The sequence below is a fragment of the Acidovorax sp. SRB_14 genome, assembly GCF_012932145.1.
GTDB lineage: Bacteria > Pseudomonadota > Gammaproteobacteria > Burkholderiales > Burkholderiaceae_C > Simplicispira.
On sequence record NZ_MWOK01000007.1, the window covers coordinates 37,107 to 53,166 of the forward strand.

The following is a 16,060-nucleotide window of genomic DNA, read 5'->3' on the forward strand; positions in this document are numbered from 1 at the left end:
GCCCGCGCGCTGCGGCCCGCTAACATCACGCCATGCCTTACCACCTCACCATCCTCACAGGCGCCTCGCGCGGCATGGGCCTGGCCATGGCGCGCCAATTGCTGCGCCCCGGCCACCTGCTGCTGGCCATTTCCCGCCACGCCAACACCGACCTGGCCGCCCAGGCCCAAGCGTCGGGCGCCCAACTGGAGCAGTGGCAGCAAGACCTGGCGCAGGGCGAGGCAGCGGCCGAGCGGCTGCGCAGCTGGCTGGGCGCCCAGCCCCGCGGCGAGGTGCAGAGCGCCGCACTGATCAACAACGCCGGCGTGATACCGCCGGTGGCGCCGCTGTCCGCCAGCGCGCCGGCAGACCTCGCCCGCGCCCTGCGCGTGGGCCTGGAGGCACCCCTGCTGCTGTGCGCGGCCTTCCTGGGCGCGACCGCGGACTGGGGCGTTCCGCGCAAGGTGCTCAACATCTCGTCGGGGCTGGGCCGGCGCGCCATGGCGTCGCAGTCGGCCTACTGCGCAGCCAAGGCCGGCATGGACCATTTCACGCGCTGCCTGGCGCTCGACGAAGCGCTGCAGCCGCACGGCGCCAAGGTATGCTCGCTGGCTCCCGGTGTGATCGACACCGACATGCAGCTCCAACTGCGCGGCACCGACCCGGCCGCCTTTCCGGATGCACAGAGCTTTGCCCGCCTCAAAACGGCGGGCCAGCTCACCTCGACCGACGACGCCGCGGCCCGCGTGCTGGCCTGGCTGCAGCGGCCGGACTTTGGCACCCACCCGGTCGCCGACGTGCGGGAGGCCTGAGCGCCTCCAGAATTATTTTGATAGCTACCAGCGCAGGCAGAGCAAGCGTTTGAAGCCCATTTGACCCTTAAAAGGAGTTTCCCATGACCCGTGAAGTCGTAGTTGTCAGCGGCGTGCGCACCGCCATCGGTACCTTTGGCGGCAGCTTGAAGGACGTGCCCCCCACCGAACTCGGTGCCCTGGTCGTGCGCGAATCGCTGGCGCGCGCCCACGTCGACGGCCAGGACGTCGGCCACGTGGTGTTCGGCCACGTCGTCAATACCGAGCCCAAGGACATGTACCTCTCGCGCGTGGCGGCGATCCAGGGCGGCTGCGGCGAACGCACGCCGGCCTACAACGTCAACCGCCTGTGCGGCTCGGGCCTGCAGGCCATCGTCAACGCCAGCCAGTCGATCCTGCTGGGCGACGCCGATATCGCCATCGGCGGCGGCGCCGAGAACATGAGCCGCGCGCCCTATGCCAGCCTGGCCACGCGCTTTGGCGCGCGCATGGGCGACACGAAAATGATCGACATGATGATGGGCGCGCTGCACGACCCGTTCCACACCATCCACATGGGCGTGACGGCCGAGAACATCGCCGCCAAATGGGGCATCACGCGCGAAGAGCAGGACCGGCTGGCGGTGGAAAGCCACCACCGCGCCGAGCGCGCCACGCAGGCGGGCTACTTCCACGGCCAGATCGTCCCGGTCATGCTCAAGGGCCGCAAGGGCGAAGTGGCCTACGCCACCGACGAGCATTTCCGCCCCGGCGCCACGCTCGAAGACATGGCCAAGCTCAAGCCCGTGTTCGCCAAGGAAAACGGCACCGTGACGGCCGGCAATGCCTCGGGCATCAACGATGCTGCCGCCGCCGTGGTGCTGATGGAAGCGAAGACCGCCCAGGCCCGCGGCGCCAAGCCGCTGGCCCGCCTCGTGGCCTATGCGCACGCGGGCGTGGACCCGAAGTACATGGGCATCGGCCCCGTGCCGGCCACGCAGCTGGCGCTCAAGAAAGCCGGCCTCACGGTCAACGACCTCGACGTGATTGAGGCCAACGAAGCCTTTGCCGCGCAAGCCTGCGCCGTCAGCCGCGACCTGGGGCTGGACCCGGCCAAGGTCAACCCCAACGGCTCGGGCATCTCGTTGGGCCACCCGATCGGCGCCACCGGCGCGCTGATCACCGTGAAAGCCCTGCACGAGCTGCAGCGCATCCAGGGCCGCTACGCCCTTGTCACGATGTGCATTGGCGGCGGCCAGGGCATCGCCGCCATTTTTGAACGCATGTAACCCCGTACCTGCGCCGCGCCCGCCGTTTGCGCTGCCGCCCGCCCGATGGGCAAGGTTGCGCACCGTCCATGATCAGCGATCATGCCCGGTGCCTTCCAGGCCACCGCAGCGGCGCGCGCAGACGCAGCCCTTCTTTTTTTGGAGACCCTACCCGATGATTCGCCACCTTCTTTCGTTCACCGCCCTCGCGCTCGCGCTGGGCACCGCGGCCCATGCCCAGGCCCCCGCCGCGGCCTACCCCACCAAGCCGGTGCGCATGATCGTGCCGTTCCCGCCCGGCGGCGGCACCGACATCCTCGCGCGCCTGGTGGCCACCAAACTCGCCGAACAGGCGCATTGGACCGTGGTGGCCGACAACAAGGCCGGCGCGGGCGGCACCATCGGCATCAGCGAAGCCGTGAAGGCCGCCCCCACGGGCTACGACATGGTGATGGGCCAGAAGGACAACCTCGTGATCGGCCCGTGGCTGTACAAGAACCTGCCCTGGGACCCCACCAAGGACCTGGTGGCCGTGGCGCACGTGGCCTACACGCCGGTGGTCATCGCCACCAGCGCCAACTCCAGGTTCAAGACCCTCGCGGATGTGATCGCCGCAGCGCGCGCCGAGCCCGGCAAGATCACCTACGGCTCGCCCGGCAATGGCACGTCCATCCACCTGGCGGGCGACCTGTTCGAAAAAGCTGCCGGGATCAAGCTCAGCCACATCCCCTACAAGGGCTCCAACCCCGCGCTGATGGACGCGCTGGCCGGCAACGTGGACCTGCTGGTGTCGTCCCTGCCCTCGGCCATGGGCCAGATCAAGTCCGGCAAGCTGCGCCCGCTGGCAGTCACCTCGGCCAGGCGCAGCTCGTCGCTGCCCGAGGTGCCCACCGTGGCCGAGTCGGGCTTCAAGGACTTTGACGTGAGCACCTGGTACGGCCTGTTCATGCCTGCCGGCACGCCCGCTGCCATCGTGAACACCGTCAACGCCGAGGTGAACAAGCTGCTGGCCACGCCCGAGATGAAGGCCGCTATCCAGGCCCAGGGCGCCGAGGCCGAGGCCATGAGCCCCGAACGCTTTGCCACGCTGCTCAAGACCGACTACGCCAAGTGGAAGGGCATCGTGCAGGCTTCGGGCGCCAAGATCGAATAAGCCGGCCCGGCACCAACAACAACGGCTCCAGAACGGAGCCGTTTTTTTTCCCTTGCGCAGGGTCACGCCCCTGCGGGCCGCCAACGCGCCATCAGTCGCGCACCACCAGCACAGGCACCTTCACCACGCCCAACACGCGCTGGGTCACGCTGCCGAGCATGAGTTTTTCGAGGCCGCGGCGGCCGTGCGAGCCCATGACCACCAGGTCGGCGCCCGTGCTTTCGATGGCACGCACGATGCCGTCGTGCACCGCATGGCCCTCGCCCACCACGGTATTGACCGCGATGCCAGCCTCTTCCATCGCTTTCTTGACCGCATCGAGCGCGGTGTTGGCCTCGGCCGTGGCGGCCGCGAGGTACTGGGCCTGTCCGTAGGCGAAATCGGCGCCGACGCCGGTGAACGGGTAAGGATCGATCACATACAGCGCCGTGATCGCGCTGCCAAACGTCTTGGCCAGGGCAGCGGCCTTGGACACCGCCAGCATCGCGGTGGGCGAGCCGTCCACAGGAACCAGAATGTGTTTGAACATGAAACCTCTCCTTCGGTGGTTGTTATCAGGCGGCGCCTGAGGAAGTAAAGCCCAAGTGTCGCCCCCGCGCGGCGCGGCGTCTTGACTCGCGTCAAATCAGGTGCGATCGCGCATGGCATCGCTGCCCTGAAAGCTGCCACGCCGGCAGGTCACCACCAGCGTGTCGCGGTGCCCGCCCTCGGCCAAGGGCTGGATCGGCGTGGTCTCGTGCACCATGCGCGCGTCGTCGAGCAGCAGCAGCGACCAGGGCTCGGTCAGTGTAAAACGCTGGCCGCCGCGCGCACTGGCCTCGAACACCCGCGTTTCCCCGCCCTTGACACCGCTGCGCCCCACCAGGAAGACCGCCACCAAGTCCACGCCGTCGCGGTGCGCGCCCTCGGGGGTGGGCCGGCCAATGCCGTCGGTGGTGTCGATGCGGAACTGGTGCGCCTCGACAAACCACGGCAGCGCAGTGCCTGCCGGCGCGAACAGCGCATCGCACACATCCGCCAGCGCTCGCAGCAAGTGCCCCCACGCGGGGTGCTGCAGCGAATCGGCACGCATGGGCTCGAACCACCGTTCCATGCCACCGTGCAGGGCGTTGTACTCGATCGGCTGCCAGTGTGCACGGTGCGGCACCTGCTGCACCACGCCCTCCTGCACCACAAAGCACGAATGGCGCCGGTGCCTGTAGCGCCCACCGTCCTTCAGGTAGGCGTCGGGCGGCAGTTCCTCCCAGTCCGCCCGCAATGCCTGCAGGTCGCTCAGCGAACAGCCCGCCCATGCGGCCACGTCGGCCGGGGCGAGCACGGCAAAACCCTCATTGCGCAAAGCCTGCGCGACATGCGAGGGAGAAGACAGCGGGGGAGAAAAAGTGACAGACGCCATAGCGTGCGAGCTTACCCCCAGAATGGGCGGCCCCAGGCAAGCACGCGCCCTGCAGGCAGCTCAGTCGCCGTGCCGCCCGTGGCCTTTGCCGTGGCCCTTGTCGTGGCCCCGGCCATGGTCGCGATCACGGTCGCGGCCGTGGTCGTGCCTCGCATCGCCGTGCCAGCGGTCGTCGCGGCCGCCCTTCCCGCCGTGCGGGCCGCGGCGGGGCGGCTCCTTGACAAAGTACACCGGCTGGGCGCAGGCGTTGTAGCGCGCGCAGTGCTTGCGCCAGTTCTTGGCATGGCCTGGCGGCACGTACAGGTACAGCGGTTCCTGGTGCACCACCACGGGCGGTCGCTGGATCAGCACCGGCTGCGCATACAGCAGCGGGGGCGGCGCGTTGCCAATCTGGACCCGGCCATACACGCCGGGAGCAATGACGCCGTCCACCGTGGCATTGACATAGGCCTGCGCATGAGCGCCCGCGGCGGTCGCCCAAAGCAGTGCTGCGGCACCTGCACAAAGCAGGCTGCGTATTGGATTCATGGGGGATTCCTCAAAGATGGGTGAACTCTTCCGTTGTAACAAGTCCTGGGGCACTTCCGGTGCCACCACCGGTTAAAAGTGTAAGTAAATCCAATGTCGCGCGGCATGGCGCCTGCCAACACGCCACCTAAATCCCAGCAAAATCGCCACATACCGTTTGCCTATCATCGTCTATTGCTATATTTTTAGAAGCAAACAACGGCACCATCGGTGTGGGACTGCGGCCACAGACGCTTGAAGGACATGGCTCGCGCGATGGCTGTCGCGGGGCATGCCCGGAACTGCACATTTCGCTTCCCCTGCATTAGCATGGCGACCATTGGCTGGAGCCGCGCGGAGAACACCATGCCCTACGAACGACGCCATTTCATCCGGGTCCTCTTTGAGGCGCCAGCGCAGTTGGCCATGCCCAGCGGCACGCGTCGGACCCAGGTGCTGGACCTCTCACTCAAGGGGGCTTTGGTGGTGCTGCCCACGCTGGCCCCCCTGGAGCCCGGCGCACTGTGCCGTCTCACGGTGCCCCTGACCGGCACGGGAACACACATCGCCATGTCGGTACAGGTGGCCTATGTGGAGGGGCGCCACGCCGGCCTGTTGTGCCGCGGCATCGACCTCGACAGCGTGACACATTTGCGCCGGCTGATCGAACTGCAACTCGGAGACCCTGCGCTGCTCGAACGCGATCTGGCGGAACTCGGTGCCCCTGGTGCGGCGCTCGCACGCTGAGCGCACCGGTTCCCGGTCCTCAGGCCGTGGGATGGGTCTCTTGCGGCGCGCGCCAGCGCTGCGGGCTCATGGTGGCCCGGGGCCCCGAAGCCACCGGCCAGCCAGCGCACAAAGCGCTGGTCGATCTTGAGACGTGCCAAACCACCAGCGCGGTGGCGCTTCGGTGAAAGCGGCACACGTTTCGTTCGATGACCTGGACAAGGGGCAGCAACGAGGCCACGACCACTCCGCTGCGCTGCCAGGATCGGTGAGCACCACCGGCGATCGACGCATGAAAGCGATGCGTCCGTTGCACCGACAGAACCGGGTGGCTCGACGGCCGTGTGATTGGTGGGCAGAACGATGCTCGGGCACCGACCTCTTATACTAAATTGAATGCCCACACCCCACCTCACCGCTCCCTCCGACGTGCGCATGCGCGGCTTCTCGCAGCGCGCGGAGGTTGCATCCGCACTGGCCTGGATTGATGCCAACACGCCGCTTTTGTCCAGCGAAACCGTGGCAGTCGAAGAGGCCAGTGGACGTGTCCTCTCCCAAGACGTGATCGCCCCCATCGCGGTACCCGAGTTCGACCGCGCAGCCATGGACGGGTACGCGCTGCACGGCAAAGAAACCATGGGTGCCGGCGAATACAACCCGCTGGAATTTCCACTGGTGGGCGAAGCGTGGCCTGGTCGGCCTTTCGAAGGCGACGTGTTGTCTGGTACCGCCATCCGCATCATGACGGGAGCACCGGTGCCCTGCGGATGCGACGCCGTAGTGCCCGCCGAATACGCGAGCGAGCATGAGGGGCGCCTCACCATCACTCGCGCGGTCGCTCCGGGGCAGCACGTGGGTCACGTTGGCGAAGACATAGCGCGCGGTAGCACGGCGCTCCACGCCAGTCGTCGACTGCGCCCGCAGGATGTGGGGTTGGTCGCGTCGTTGGGCATAGCGAGCCTGGAGGTGGTGCGTCGGCCGCGGGTGCGTCTGCTGGTCACCGGGAACGAAGTGCGCCCCCCCGGAAGCCCCAAAGGCCCCTACGAGATCTATGACGCCAATTCGATAACATTGCGCGGCCTGGTGGCGCGGGACGGGGGGGTGCTCGAATCGCACCAGCGGCTGGGCGACGATGCGGGGACGATCGAGCAAGCGCTGCAGGCCCCCGGCGCTGACGTGGTGCTGGTTTCTGGTGGCTCGAGCGTCGGCGCAGAAGACCATGCCCCTCGTGTGTTGGCCAAGGTGGGCGAGTTGGCGATCCACGGCGTTGCCATGCGTCCGTCCAGCCCGGCTGGCATGGGGCGCATCGCAGGCGCACTGGTATTTTTGTTGCCCGGCAACCCGGTGTCGTGCCTGTGCGCGTACGACTTTTTTGCAGGCCGCGCAGTCCGCACCATGGGCGGTCGGCCTGGAGACTGGCCATATCGCACACAACGTGCCACGGTGGCGCGCAAGATCGTCTCGCAAGTGGGCCGCGTTGACTATGTGCGCGTGCGGCTCGGCGCCGACGGCGTGGAGCCCCTCGCACTGTCGGGGGCCTCCATGCTGAGCACCACCACGCGGGCCGATGGTTTCGTGATCGCGCCCTCTGAAAGCGAAGGCTATGGCCCCGGCTCCGAAGTGAGCGTCTATCTCTACGAATGGCCGTGAAAGCTCAAACCCAATTCCTCCATGTTGTCACGCGGGACGAAGCCGAGCGCCGCTTCCGTGAACACCTGACGCTCAAGCCCCTCGGCAGCGAGACCGTCGCGTTGCATGCCGCTCTTCGCAGGGTTTTGGCCGAGGATGTGGTGGCCCCCATCGATGTCCCCGGGTTTGACCGGTCCAACGTCGATGGCTTCGCCTTGCAGGCAGCCGACACCTGGGGTGCGATGGAAGAAGAGGCGCGCGCAGTGGCGCTGACCGATGAATCGCTGGCGCCTGGCACCGTGCCGCGCCGCGAAGTGGCGGCTGGCCTGGCTACGTCCATCGCCACCGGGGGCATGCTGCCACGCGGAGCGGATGCGGTGGTGATGGTGGAGCACACCGACGTCGATGGCGGCAGCGTACAAATCCGACGCGCTGCAACGGCCGGAGAGAATGTGAGCTACGCGGGCACCGACATCGCACGCGGCGAAACCGTGCTGCGCGCAGGCCAGCCACTGAGCTCGCGGGAGATTGGCGTGCTGGCGGCGCTGGGATTGGCCGAGATCAGAGTGCACCGCAGGCCGCGTGTGGCGATCTTTTCCACCGGCAATGAAATTGTTGCGCCCGGTGCGCCGCTGCCCACGGGCGCGGTGTACGACTCCAACGCCGCCATCATCGCTGCTGCCGTAGAGGAATTGGGTGGCGAACCTGTGCGGCTGGGCGTGGTCCCCGATGACGAGGCAGCCCTGTCAGCCGCGCTCACGAAGGGGTTGGATTGCGACGCTGTGGTTTTCTCCGGCGGCACATCGAAGGGCGAAGGCGACCTGTCCTACCGCGTGGTGGCCGCGCTCAGCGACCCGGGGATCGTAGCGCACGGCGTGGCGCTCAAGCCTGGGAAGCCGGTCTGCCTGGCGGTCACGGACGGCAAGCCGGTGGTGATCCTGCCGGGCTTCCCGACCTCGGCCGTTTTCACCTTCCACGAATTCCTCGCGCCCGTGATCCGCGCCTTCGCGGGCCTGCCGCGCGAGCAGCGCACGCAGGTGCCTGCCACGCTGCCCATGCGCGTGAACTCCGAGCGCGGCCGCACCGAATACCTGCTCGTGGGACTGGTGCCCACCGACGAAGGCCTGGCAGCCTACCCCATGGGCAAAGGCTCGGGCTCGGTCACCACCTTCAGCAGTGCGGACGGCTTCATCACGATCGGTCAGCACACCGAGATCCTCGATGCAGGCGCGCTCGTGCAGGTGCAACTGCTCGGCGAGGGCCTGGACCCGGCGGACCTCATTCTCATCGGCAGCCATTGCGTGGGGCTGGATTGGCTCTCGGGCGAACTCATGCGCCAGGGCATTCGCATCAAGACCATGAGCGTTGGCAGCACCGGCGGCCTGATGGCGGCCAAGCGCGGCGAATGCGATGTGGCGGGCATCCATCTGATGGATCCGGCCACGGGCGAATACAACCGGCCGCTGCTCACACCGGCGCTGGAGCTGATTCCCGGCTATGGCCGCATGCAGGGCATCGTCTACCGCCCCGGGGATGTGCGCTTTGAAGGCCGCAATGCCGCCGCGGCCATTGCCGCCGCCATTGCCGAACGCGGCTGCACGATGGTCAATCGCAATGCGGGCAGCGGCACCCGCATCCTCATTGACCGGTTGCTGGGTGATGCAAAACCCGCGGGCTATGGCGTGCAGACCAAGTCGCACAATGCGGTAGCGGTCGCCGTCGCGCAGCAACGCGCCGACTGGGGACTGGCCATCGACACGGTCGCGCGGCAGTACGGGCTGGGCTTCATTCCGGTGCAGGAAGAGCGCTATGACTTCGTGGTGCCCAAGGCGCGACTGGAGCGGGCCGCAGTGAAAGCGTTCATCGCGCTGCTGCAATCCGAGGCTGCGCGCACGGCGCTGCGCAATCTGGGCTTTCGAATCGACCCGCGCAGTTGAGGCAGCGGCACAGCCACCCCACCCGGGTTGCGCGCTCCACCTATGCTCTGCTGCTCATATGGTGCATTGAAGAGCAATCTTCGAAAATCGGCCCATCCTTGTCGTCAGAGGTACCCACACCCATGGTCTCGCGCAAACGCCTCGTCCTCATCGCCCTCCCCGCCATTGTTGCCACTGTGCTGCTCGCGCCCTTGGCTCAGGCCCAGAGCAAGTTCATCGTGATGGCCTCGACCACCTCCACCGAGCAGTCGGGCCTGTTCAAGCACCTTCTGCCACAGTTCACGCAGGCCTCCGGCATTGAGGTGCGGGTGGTGGCTGTGGGCACCGGCCAAGCGCTGGACATGGCCCGGCGTGGCGACGCCGATGTGCTGTTCGTGCACGACCAGCCCGCCGAGGAAAAGTTTGTTGCCGAGGGATTCGGACTGGAGCGTCGGCCGGTCATGTACAACGACTTCATCCTGGTGGGCCCGAAAGCCGACCCGGCCGGTGTTCGCGGCAACAACATCGCTAACGCGCTCAAACGGCTGCGCGACACGGGCATGGCCTTCGTCTCGCGTGGCGACAAAAGCGGAACACATTCCGCCGAATTGCGCCAGTGGAAGGTGGCCGGCGTGGACCTCGCCGCCGCCAAGCCAGCCGGCTACAAAGAGTGCGGCTGCGGCATGGGTCAGGCGCTCAACATCGCGGCCTCCACCAACAACGCCTACGTGCTCTCCGATCGCGGCACCTGGCTCAACTTCAAGAACCGTGGCGATTTGGCCATCGTCGTCGAAGGTGACAAGCAGTTGTTCAATCAATACGGCGTGATGGTTGTGAACCCGGCCAAGCATCCGCACACGAAGAAGGACCAGGCGCAGGTCTTCGCCGACTGGGTCGTTTCGCGCGCTGGGCAGGATGCCATCGCCTCGTACAAGATCGGCGGCGAACAACTCTTCTTCCCGAACGCCAACCCAGGCGTGTAAACGCTGTTGCACAGCTGCGGAACGCGAAACACTGCGGAGTATTCAGCTTTTGCCCATGCCCTCTTCACGCCGCGGCATCCATCTGCGCTATACCTTCGAGACCGCCAAAGCCACCAGTCAGCTGGGGGCCGAAATCGAAAACCCGCTTTTCGACCTGCTTTCGGCGCTTCAGGCCCACGGCTCCATCAGCGCGGCCGCGCGCGCTCAGAACGGCTCTTACCGGCATGCCTGGAGCTCGCTCAAGCATTGGGAAGATGTGTTGGGCGCGCCCCTGGTGCATTGGGGGCAAGGCAAGCGTGCACGGCTCACCCCGTTCGCCCAGCGCCTCATGTGGGCCGAGCGCCAGGCGCGCGTGCGCATGACGCCCCATGTGGAGGCACTGCGTGCCGAACTGGCACGCGTGTTCGCGCTGGCCGATGACGCCACGCTGCAGGTGCTGGAGATATTCGCCAGCCATGATCTGGGCCTGCCACGGCTGCAGGCCCTGGCCGAGGAATGTGACGGTTTGCACATAGGCCTGCGCTTCGCGGGTAGCCAGGAGGCACTGCGTGCACTCAAAGATGGCCGCTGTCGCGTGGCCGGCTTTCATGTGGCGCAGGATGCGGCACCCGACAGCGTGATGGCACGCGCTTTGCGACCGCTGCTTCAGCCTGGACAGCACAAGCTCATCGGCAGCCATTGGCGGCGTCAGGGCTGGATCTGGCGGCCGGGCGAGCCCCGGCCCGACAGCATCGCGGCGCTGCGCACCGGGCGCTGGCGTTTCGTGTCACGCCGACCCGCGTCGGGCACGCGGCTGCTCACGGATCACCTGCTCGAACAAAGCGGGCTGCAGCCAGAACAGGTGCCGGGCTACACCACGCGCATGGAGGACACGCATGTGGCCGTGGCGGCGGCCATCGCCTCAGGCGCGGCGGACGTGGGCATTGGCATCGAAGCCGCAGCCATTCAAGCGGGTCTCGTCTTCTCGCCCCTGGTGCACGAAAACTATTACCTGCTGTGCCTGAAGGAAGACCTGGAGACGCCGCCCCTGAGGGCTTTGCGCAAGCGACTGGCGTCACCGGCTTGGGCCGAGGCGCTGGAGAAACTGCCCGGTTACGGGGTGAATCGGCCGGGCGAGGTGCTTGCGCTCACGCAGGCGCTGGCGTGGTGGCGCTACACAAAGCCGAAGCAGTGATGCTCAACGCTGCAGTTGGTGCAACTCGTCCAGCGTATTGGCGTTGAAGAACGCGGCTGCGTCGTCGAACGGCACTTCCAGCGTGCGATGCTGCGCTGTCCACTTGTCGAACTTGCGTTCGCCCGCGTGCAGGAAGGCCACCAGGCTTTCAATCAGGTCGGTGCGCAACAGGCAGAAGACGGGCTGCGGGCGCAGCTGGCCGTCCTCGCGCGTCGCCACCATGGCGATGTCGGCACCCTGCTCGGCTGCAGCCGCGGCCAGACGTTCAACGAAGTCCTCGGGAAAACCAGGCGTGTCGCAAGGCACGGTGACCAGCCAGCCGGTCTCCGCATGCTCCAGTCCGGTGAGCAACCCCGCCAGCGGCCCGGCGTAGCCCTCGGTGGAATCGGGCCACACGGGCACGCCCATGGCCTCGTAGGCCGACAGGTTGCGGTTGGCGCTGATCATGCTCGCGCCCACGTGCGGCTGCAGGCGCAGCAGTGTGTGCAGCGCAAGCGGCATGCCGCGATGGTTCTGCAGCCCCTTGTCCACCCCGCCCATGCGGGTGCCCCGGCCGCCTGCAAGCACCAAGCCGGTGATGTCTTCGCGTGCAATCGTGCTTATCGTTGTGTTCATGGTGCTCTTGCTCATGCTTCCAGCAGGTCGAAGGCCTGCGTCTCGATCTGCACGAAGGCCCGCGTCATCGCCGCGACGTCGCGCCACAAGCTGGCGCTCGGCTGCTCGTCCACGGCCCGGCACAACGGCTCGATCCATGATTGCACATGGACGCGGAAGAAGCGACGTTGCTGCTCCAGGTTGCTCACACCAGCGTCATCGCCCGCGATCAGATAGCGCATCACCTCGAAGACGTAAGCGATGTGGTCCTCGGTCTCGAACTGCGCCGTGTCGCGCGTCAGGCCCAGCGCTGCCAGATCGGTGCGCAACTGCGCCAGCGGCTTCTCATTGACGAATCCGGCCAGAAAGAAGGACGCATAGGGAAAGACCTCGGGCTTCCCCACGCCCTGGAACAGCGCCGCGAATTCGGCCGCGGCCGATTCCACGCTGGCTTCGCGCATGCGCGCGACCAGCGCCTGCCATGGGGCCTCCAGATAGCCACCGGCCTCGGGGGCTTCGGTCACGGCGACGCGGAATTGGTCCAGCAGCGCCGCATCGGGCGGTGCCAGCCACAGACGCGCCAGCAGGCCATAGAGTTCGGCGCGGGCAATCTCTTCGCTGAAAGGTTCGGTTTTCACAGATCGGTGATGCGTTGTTCGTTGGGATTGGAATACATGTCGACGACGCGGCAGTCCGAGCACATTTTCAGGCGCTCGGCAGCCGCGCCCTGGAAGGCTGCGTGGCCCGCAAGCTTGGTGATCATGTTCTCGATAGCGCGCAACGTCCCGAAAGGTTTGGCACAACGAACGCAATGGAACGGCGGTGCTTCGTGTAGCACCCGCGAGCGGGTGCGCGCGCGGCCGCCATCGGCCAGCAGCAGACGCGGCTCGAGCCGAATCGCATCTTCTGGGCAGGTGGTCTGGCACAGGCCGCACTGCACGCAGTTTTTTTCGATGAACTTGAGCTGCGGCTGATCGGCGTTATCGGCCAGAGCGCTGGACGGGCAAGCGCCCACACAGGAAAGGCACAAGGTGCACTTGCTGCCATCCACGCGCACGCCTCCATACAGCGCACCGGGCGCGGGCAGCGCGATCGCATCGGGAGCAATGAAAGTCTGGGGCAGCTGATCCAGCAGATGCGCAAGCGCAAGTTCGAGAGTCCCGCGCTTGTCAGACTGAACGGCGAAAGTAGCGGGTTTGGCCACGCCCTGAGCGGCAGGCGCGCGCAGCGCGTCGTCCAGAGCGCTCACGCTGGAGGCGGTGATCAGCCGGAAATGCTCCCCTGCGTAACCCAAACCATGCAAGATCGCCTGCGCTTGCGCCATCTGCTCGGACAGCGCCTGCAGGTACTGAGGCGCCTCCGAATCACCGACCAGCACCCAAACCTGGTTTGCGCCCTGAGCGAAGGCAGCGAGCCAGACGTCCAGACCGACGCTGGCGCTATGCCACAAGGACAGCGGCAGCACACGCGACGGCACGCCATGCGCCCGGCCCGCACTCGCGGCGCGGCCTAGGGCATTGATGCTGGCCGCTCCCTCCTCCTGGCTGTGCAACAGCAGCGCGGCATCGCGACCACCAGCCGCGGCATACGTGCCCAGCAACGTGCGCACGCGCTTGCCCAGGTCGGCAGGCCTGGGATATCCATAGCTCAGCGCCCCGCTCGGGCACACCGTGCCGCAGGCACCGCAGCCCATGCACAGATGGGGCTCAACAACAATGCCAGCTTTGGGATGGGCGACAGCACCGCGCCCACGGCCCGCCGTTTTTCCCTTGAGAGACGCGTCAGAGCGGATGGCCTGGGTGGAGCAGACATCGATACACGCCGAGCAGCCAATTTGCTGGTTGCGGCTGTGTGCGCAAAGTCGCTGTTCATAATGAAAAAACTTGGGCTTCTCAAACTCACCCACCATCTCGCGCAATTCGAGGACAGCTTGCGCAAGCTCGGCTTCGCCAGACACGTGGAAATACCCTTGCGGCGGTTCGTAGATGGCGCACGCAGGTGTGCTGCCAAGATCCAGCACCAGGTCGAATTGCCCCTCGTCGATGCGAGCACTGCGATTGAAATCGATCGCGCCTGCCGCTTCGCAGGCAGCCACACAGTCGCGGTGCGCTTTGCATCGTCCAAGATCAACCTGGTAACCGAAGTCGATTGCGCCCTCCGGACAGGCGGCAATGCAGGCATTGCAACGCGTACACAGATCCAGATCAATGGGGTTGGTGCTTTCCCAACCCGCTTCGAACGCACCAAGCCAACCTGTCAGGTACGTGAGGCGGCCACGCATGACGACACGCTCATGGGCCTGCGGCAACTCGCCACCATCGATCAGCAGTGTCAAATTTAGCTTGTCGCCCAGCATGGCCGCAGCACCCTCGGCCCGGGCGCCCGGACCAATGATCAGGCACCGACCAGCCGAACGGTAACTCACCGTGGCCACAGGCTCGGGCGGCGGCAACTGGGCGGCAGCGATCAGTGCCGCCAGCTTGGCGGTGGATGCCGCGCCGTCGCGCGACCAACCGCCGGTTTCGCGGATGTTGACGAAGCGAATCGGCCGCTCGTTCGTTGACGGCGCACCTTCGGTCTGTTCGGACAGTTCCAGGAACAGGCGGCTTTCCTGCGTGCAGGCGACCAGCAGGTCCTCACCCGACTTCGCGGCACGCTGAAAGGCAGGCGCCTCGCGCCGGCAGAGAACGGAATGGACGTCGCCGACGCCGTCAGCACTGGCCCCTGGGGTCTTCGCCAGAACCCGGATCAGGGCCGGGCGATCCAGGGGCATGGTGCGATTGCAATCGCAGATCAGGGTCTTCATCGTGGACTTTCATCGCGGCCGCATCAGATCTTTCGGCGGAAGAAATGGCAGCCGACACATTGTCGGCTGCGCATTCATGGGGGGACTGTTGCGCCAGTTCCAGCGCAGACTCAGGGGCGGGCGGCAAAGCGGATCTTTCCGCGTGAGCCTTTCCAGGCTCCGGCTCGACCAGGCCCAGGTAGGCCGCCTGCGCCATTTTCCGCAGCATCGACGCAGGAAGCGGATCGGGTTTGCTGTAGTCGTCGATGTAGGTATCGAGCCCGTCCATCACACTGAAGTGAGGGTCGCTGAACAGTTTCTTGAGCGCGGCATTGCGCACTTCGCCACTCACTTCAGGCTTCACGAAACGCGTAAAATCAGACTCGCGGGTGAGCGCAGCCACATCGTCCAACGTGGGCGGCGGCGGTGCGGGCTTAGGCGCGGAAGGCTGAACGACCGGAGCCTGCACGTCCGCCGTCTCTGCCTCCGCTGGATGGGCTTGCGCCGCGGCCGCAGTGAGCGCGGGTGCCTCCCCCACTCGCGCCTGCACTTTGCGCTGAGACCAGCGCGACAGGAAGCCGTCGTCTTTTGCCATTGCGTTCAGCGCCGCTCTTCGGGCGCTATAAAAGAGGCTGGGCGTTTGCGCTTCTTGGGCTCGGGACGGTAGTTGGCATCGACGTAGCCTTGCAAGGCCTCCCTCACACCTATATCCAGCGGACAGTTGTCAACCCGCTCCTGGGCATCGAGCCAGCGTCCCGCTTCGTTGTATGACAGGGTCACAATCTCGGGCCAAGCCAGCGACGGGTCCGCATGATCGGTGCGCCACATCACGAACCACACGGGGGATCCAGACGTGAGGTTGAGGTAATAGCCCTCCGCTTCATCCCGATGGAGAGTCACGGGCAGATGGGGGAAAAGCCATTGTGCGCACTGACCATCGTCGCGCAGCACCCGGCGCTCATCACCGAATCCACCATCGTCAATAACCACTTCTGCAATATTGAAGCGCCAATCTTCCCAGCGGGTTGGTTGCCGCAAACGGTCAATACGTACAGCGACGCGCATAGAAGGGGGAATGTCGTTCGAGAACACTGTAGGAATATGCACCTTGGCAGAGCACAGGGTCAATGTTGAACAGCGAGTTTAGCCAGCGCACAGC

Annotated in this window: 16 protein-coding genes; 8 read left to right on the forward strand and 8 right to left on the reverse strand. The window is 66.2% G+C overall.

The features are described from left to right. Positions 1–32 precede the first annotated feature (32 nt). The 3 genes from B2J86_RS07400 (at position 33) to B2J86_RS07410 (ending at position 3,191) form a co-directional block, all read left to right on the forward strand. Positions 33–791: an SDR family NAD(P)-dependent oxidoreductase gene (locus B2J86_RS07400; protein WP_173025110.1), complete on the forward strand. Its 759-nt coding sequence runs from the start codon at positions 33–35 to the stop codon at positions 789–791. An 83-nt stretch (positions 792–874) separates the two neighbouring features. After that, positions 875–2,059, forward strand: a complete 1,185-nt coding sequence (gene bktB, locus B2J86_RS07405) for a beta-ketothiolase BktB (protein ID WP_169167330.1) — start codon at positions 875–877, stop codon at positions 2,057–2,059. Positions 2,060–2,213: 154 nt separating this feature from the next. Then, positions 2,214–3,191 (forward strand): tripartite tricarboxylate transporter substrate binding protein, encoded by a 978-nt coding sequence (locus B2J86_RS07410; protein WP_169167331.1) that lies wholly within the window; start codon positions 2,214–2,216, stop codon positions 3,189–3,191. Positions 3,192–3,282: 91 nt separating this feature from the next. Here B2J86_RS07410 and B2J86_RS07415 read toward each other — a convergent pair whose 3' ends face one another. The 3 genes from B2J86_RS07415 to B2J86_RS07425 all read right to left on the reverse strand — a co-directional run bounded on the left by B2J86_RS07415 (position 3,283) and on the right by B2J86_RS07425 (position 5,115). Further along, a complete protein-coding gene (locus B2J86_RS07415) occupies positions 3,283–3,720 on the reverse strand; it encodes a universal stress protein (RefSeq protein WP_169167332.1) in 438 nt (145 codons plus the stop codon). A gap of 96 nt (positions 3,721–3,816) precedes the next feature. Next, positions 3,817–4,587: a 2OG-Fe dioxygenase family protein gene (locus B2J86_RS07420; protein ID WP_169633680.1), complete on the reverse strand. Its 771-nt coding sequence runs from the start codon at positions 4,585–4,587 to the stop codon at positions 3,817–3,819. Between the two features lie 60 nt (positions 4,588–4,647). Then, positions 4,648–5,115 carry a hypothetical protein gene (locus B2J86_RS07425; RefSeq protein WP_169167334.1) on the reverse strand — a complete coding sequence of 156 codons (468 nt, stop codon included), beginning with the start codon at positions 5,113–5,115 and terminating at the stop codon, positions 4,648–4,650. 345 nt (positions 5,116–5,460) lie between these two features. Here B2J86_RS07425 and B2J86_RS07430 point away from each other — a divergent pair, with 345 nt between their 5' ends. The 5 genes from B2J86_RS07430 (at position 5,461) to B2J86_RS07450 (ending at position 11,522) form a co-directional block, all read left to right on the forward strand. Continuing rightward, complete coding sequence (locus B2J86_RS07430) at positions 5,461–5,841, forward strand: PilZ domain-containing protein (protein WP_169167335.1); 381 nt, start codon at positions 5,461–5,463, stop codon at positions 5,839–5,841. A gap of 375 nt (positions 5,842–6,216) precedes the next feature. Further along, positions 6,217–7,470, forward strand: a complete 1,254-nt coding sequence (gene glp, locus B2J86_RS07435; protein WP_173025111.1) for a gephyrin-like molybdotransferase Glp — start codon at positions 6,217–6,219, stop codon at positions 7,468–7,470. Next, a complete protein-coding gene (locus tag B2J86_RS07440) occupies positions 7,467–9,386 on the forward strand; it encodes a molybdopterin biosynthesis protein (protein ID WP_371736257.1) in 1,920 nt (639 codons plus the stop codon). The genes glp and B2J86_RS07440 overlap by 4 nt, the downstream gene beginning before the upstream one ends. A 122-nt stretch (positions 9,387–9,508) precedes the next feature. Beyond that, on the forward strand, positions 9,509–10,348 hold the full coding sequence (locus tag B2J86_RS07445) for a substrate-binding domain-containing protein (protein WP_169633683.1): 840 nt from the start codon (positions 9,509–9,511) through the stop codon (positions 10,346–10,348). Between the two features lie 55 nt (positions 10,349–10,403). Then, positions 10,404–11,522: a substrate-binding domain-containing protein gene (locus B2J86_RS07450; RefSeq protein WP_169633684.1), complete on the forward strand. Its 1,119-nt coding sequence runs from the start codon at positions 10,404–10,406 to the stop codon at positions 11,520–11,522. A 3-nt stretch (positions 11,523–11,525) separates the two neighbouring features. Here B2J86_RS07450 and mobA read toward each other — a convergent pair whose 3' ends face one another. From mobA to B2J86_RS07475, 5 genes are read right to left on the reverse strand one after another with little or no spacing between them, the layout of a single operon-like run. Then, on the reverse strand, positions 11,526–12,137 hold the full coding sequence (mobA, locus tag B2J86_RS07455) for a molybdenum cofactor guanylyltransferase MobA (protein ID WP_169167339.1): 612 nt from the start codon (positions 12,135–12,137) through the stop codon (positions 11,526–11,528). Between the two features lie 11 nt (positions 12,138–12,148). Further along, positions 12,149–12,754, reverse strand: a complete 606-nt coding sequence (locus B2J86_RS07460; RefSeq protein WP_169167340.1) for a molecular chaperone TorD family protein — start codon at positions 12,752–12,754, stop codon at positions 12,149–12,151. Beyond that, positions 12,751–14,922 carry a 4Fe-4S binding protein gene (locus B2J86_RS07465; protein ID WP_169167341.1) on the reverse strand — a complete coding sequence of 724 codons (2,172 nt, stop codon included), beginning with the start codon at positions 14,920–14,922 and terminating at the stop codon, positions 12,751–12,753. Before B2J86_RS07465 ends, B2J86_RS07460 begins: the two co-directional genes overlap by 4 nt. Next, a complete protein-coding gene (locus tag B2J86_RS07470) occupies positions 14,828–15,496 on the reverse strand; it encodes a DUF3306 domain-containing protein (protein WP_173025113.1) in 669 nt (222 codons plus the stop codon). The genes B2J86_RS07465 and B2J86_RS07470 overlap by 95 nt, the downstream gene beginning before the upstream one ends. Before the next feature lie 5 nt (positions 15,497–15,501). After that, positions 15,502–15,966, reverse strand: a complete 465-nt coding sequence (locus B2J86_RS07475) for a DUF3305 domain-containing protein (protein WP_169167343.1) — start codon at positions 15,964–15,966, stop codon at positions 15,502–15,504. Between the last annotated feature and the right edge of the window lie 94 nt (positions 15,967–16,060).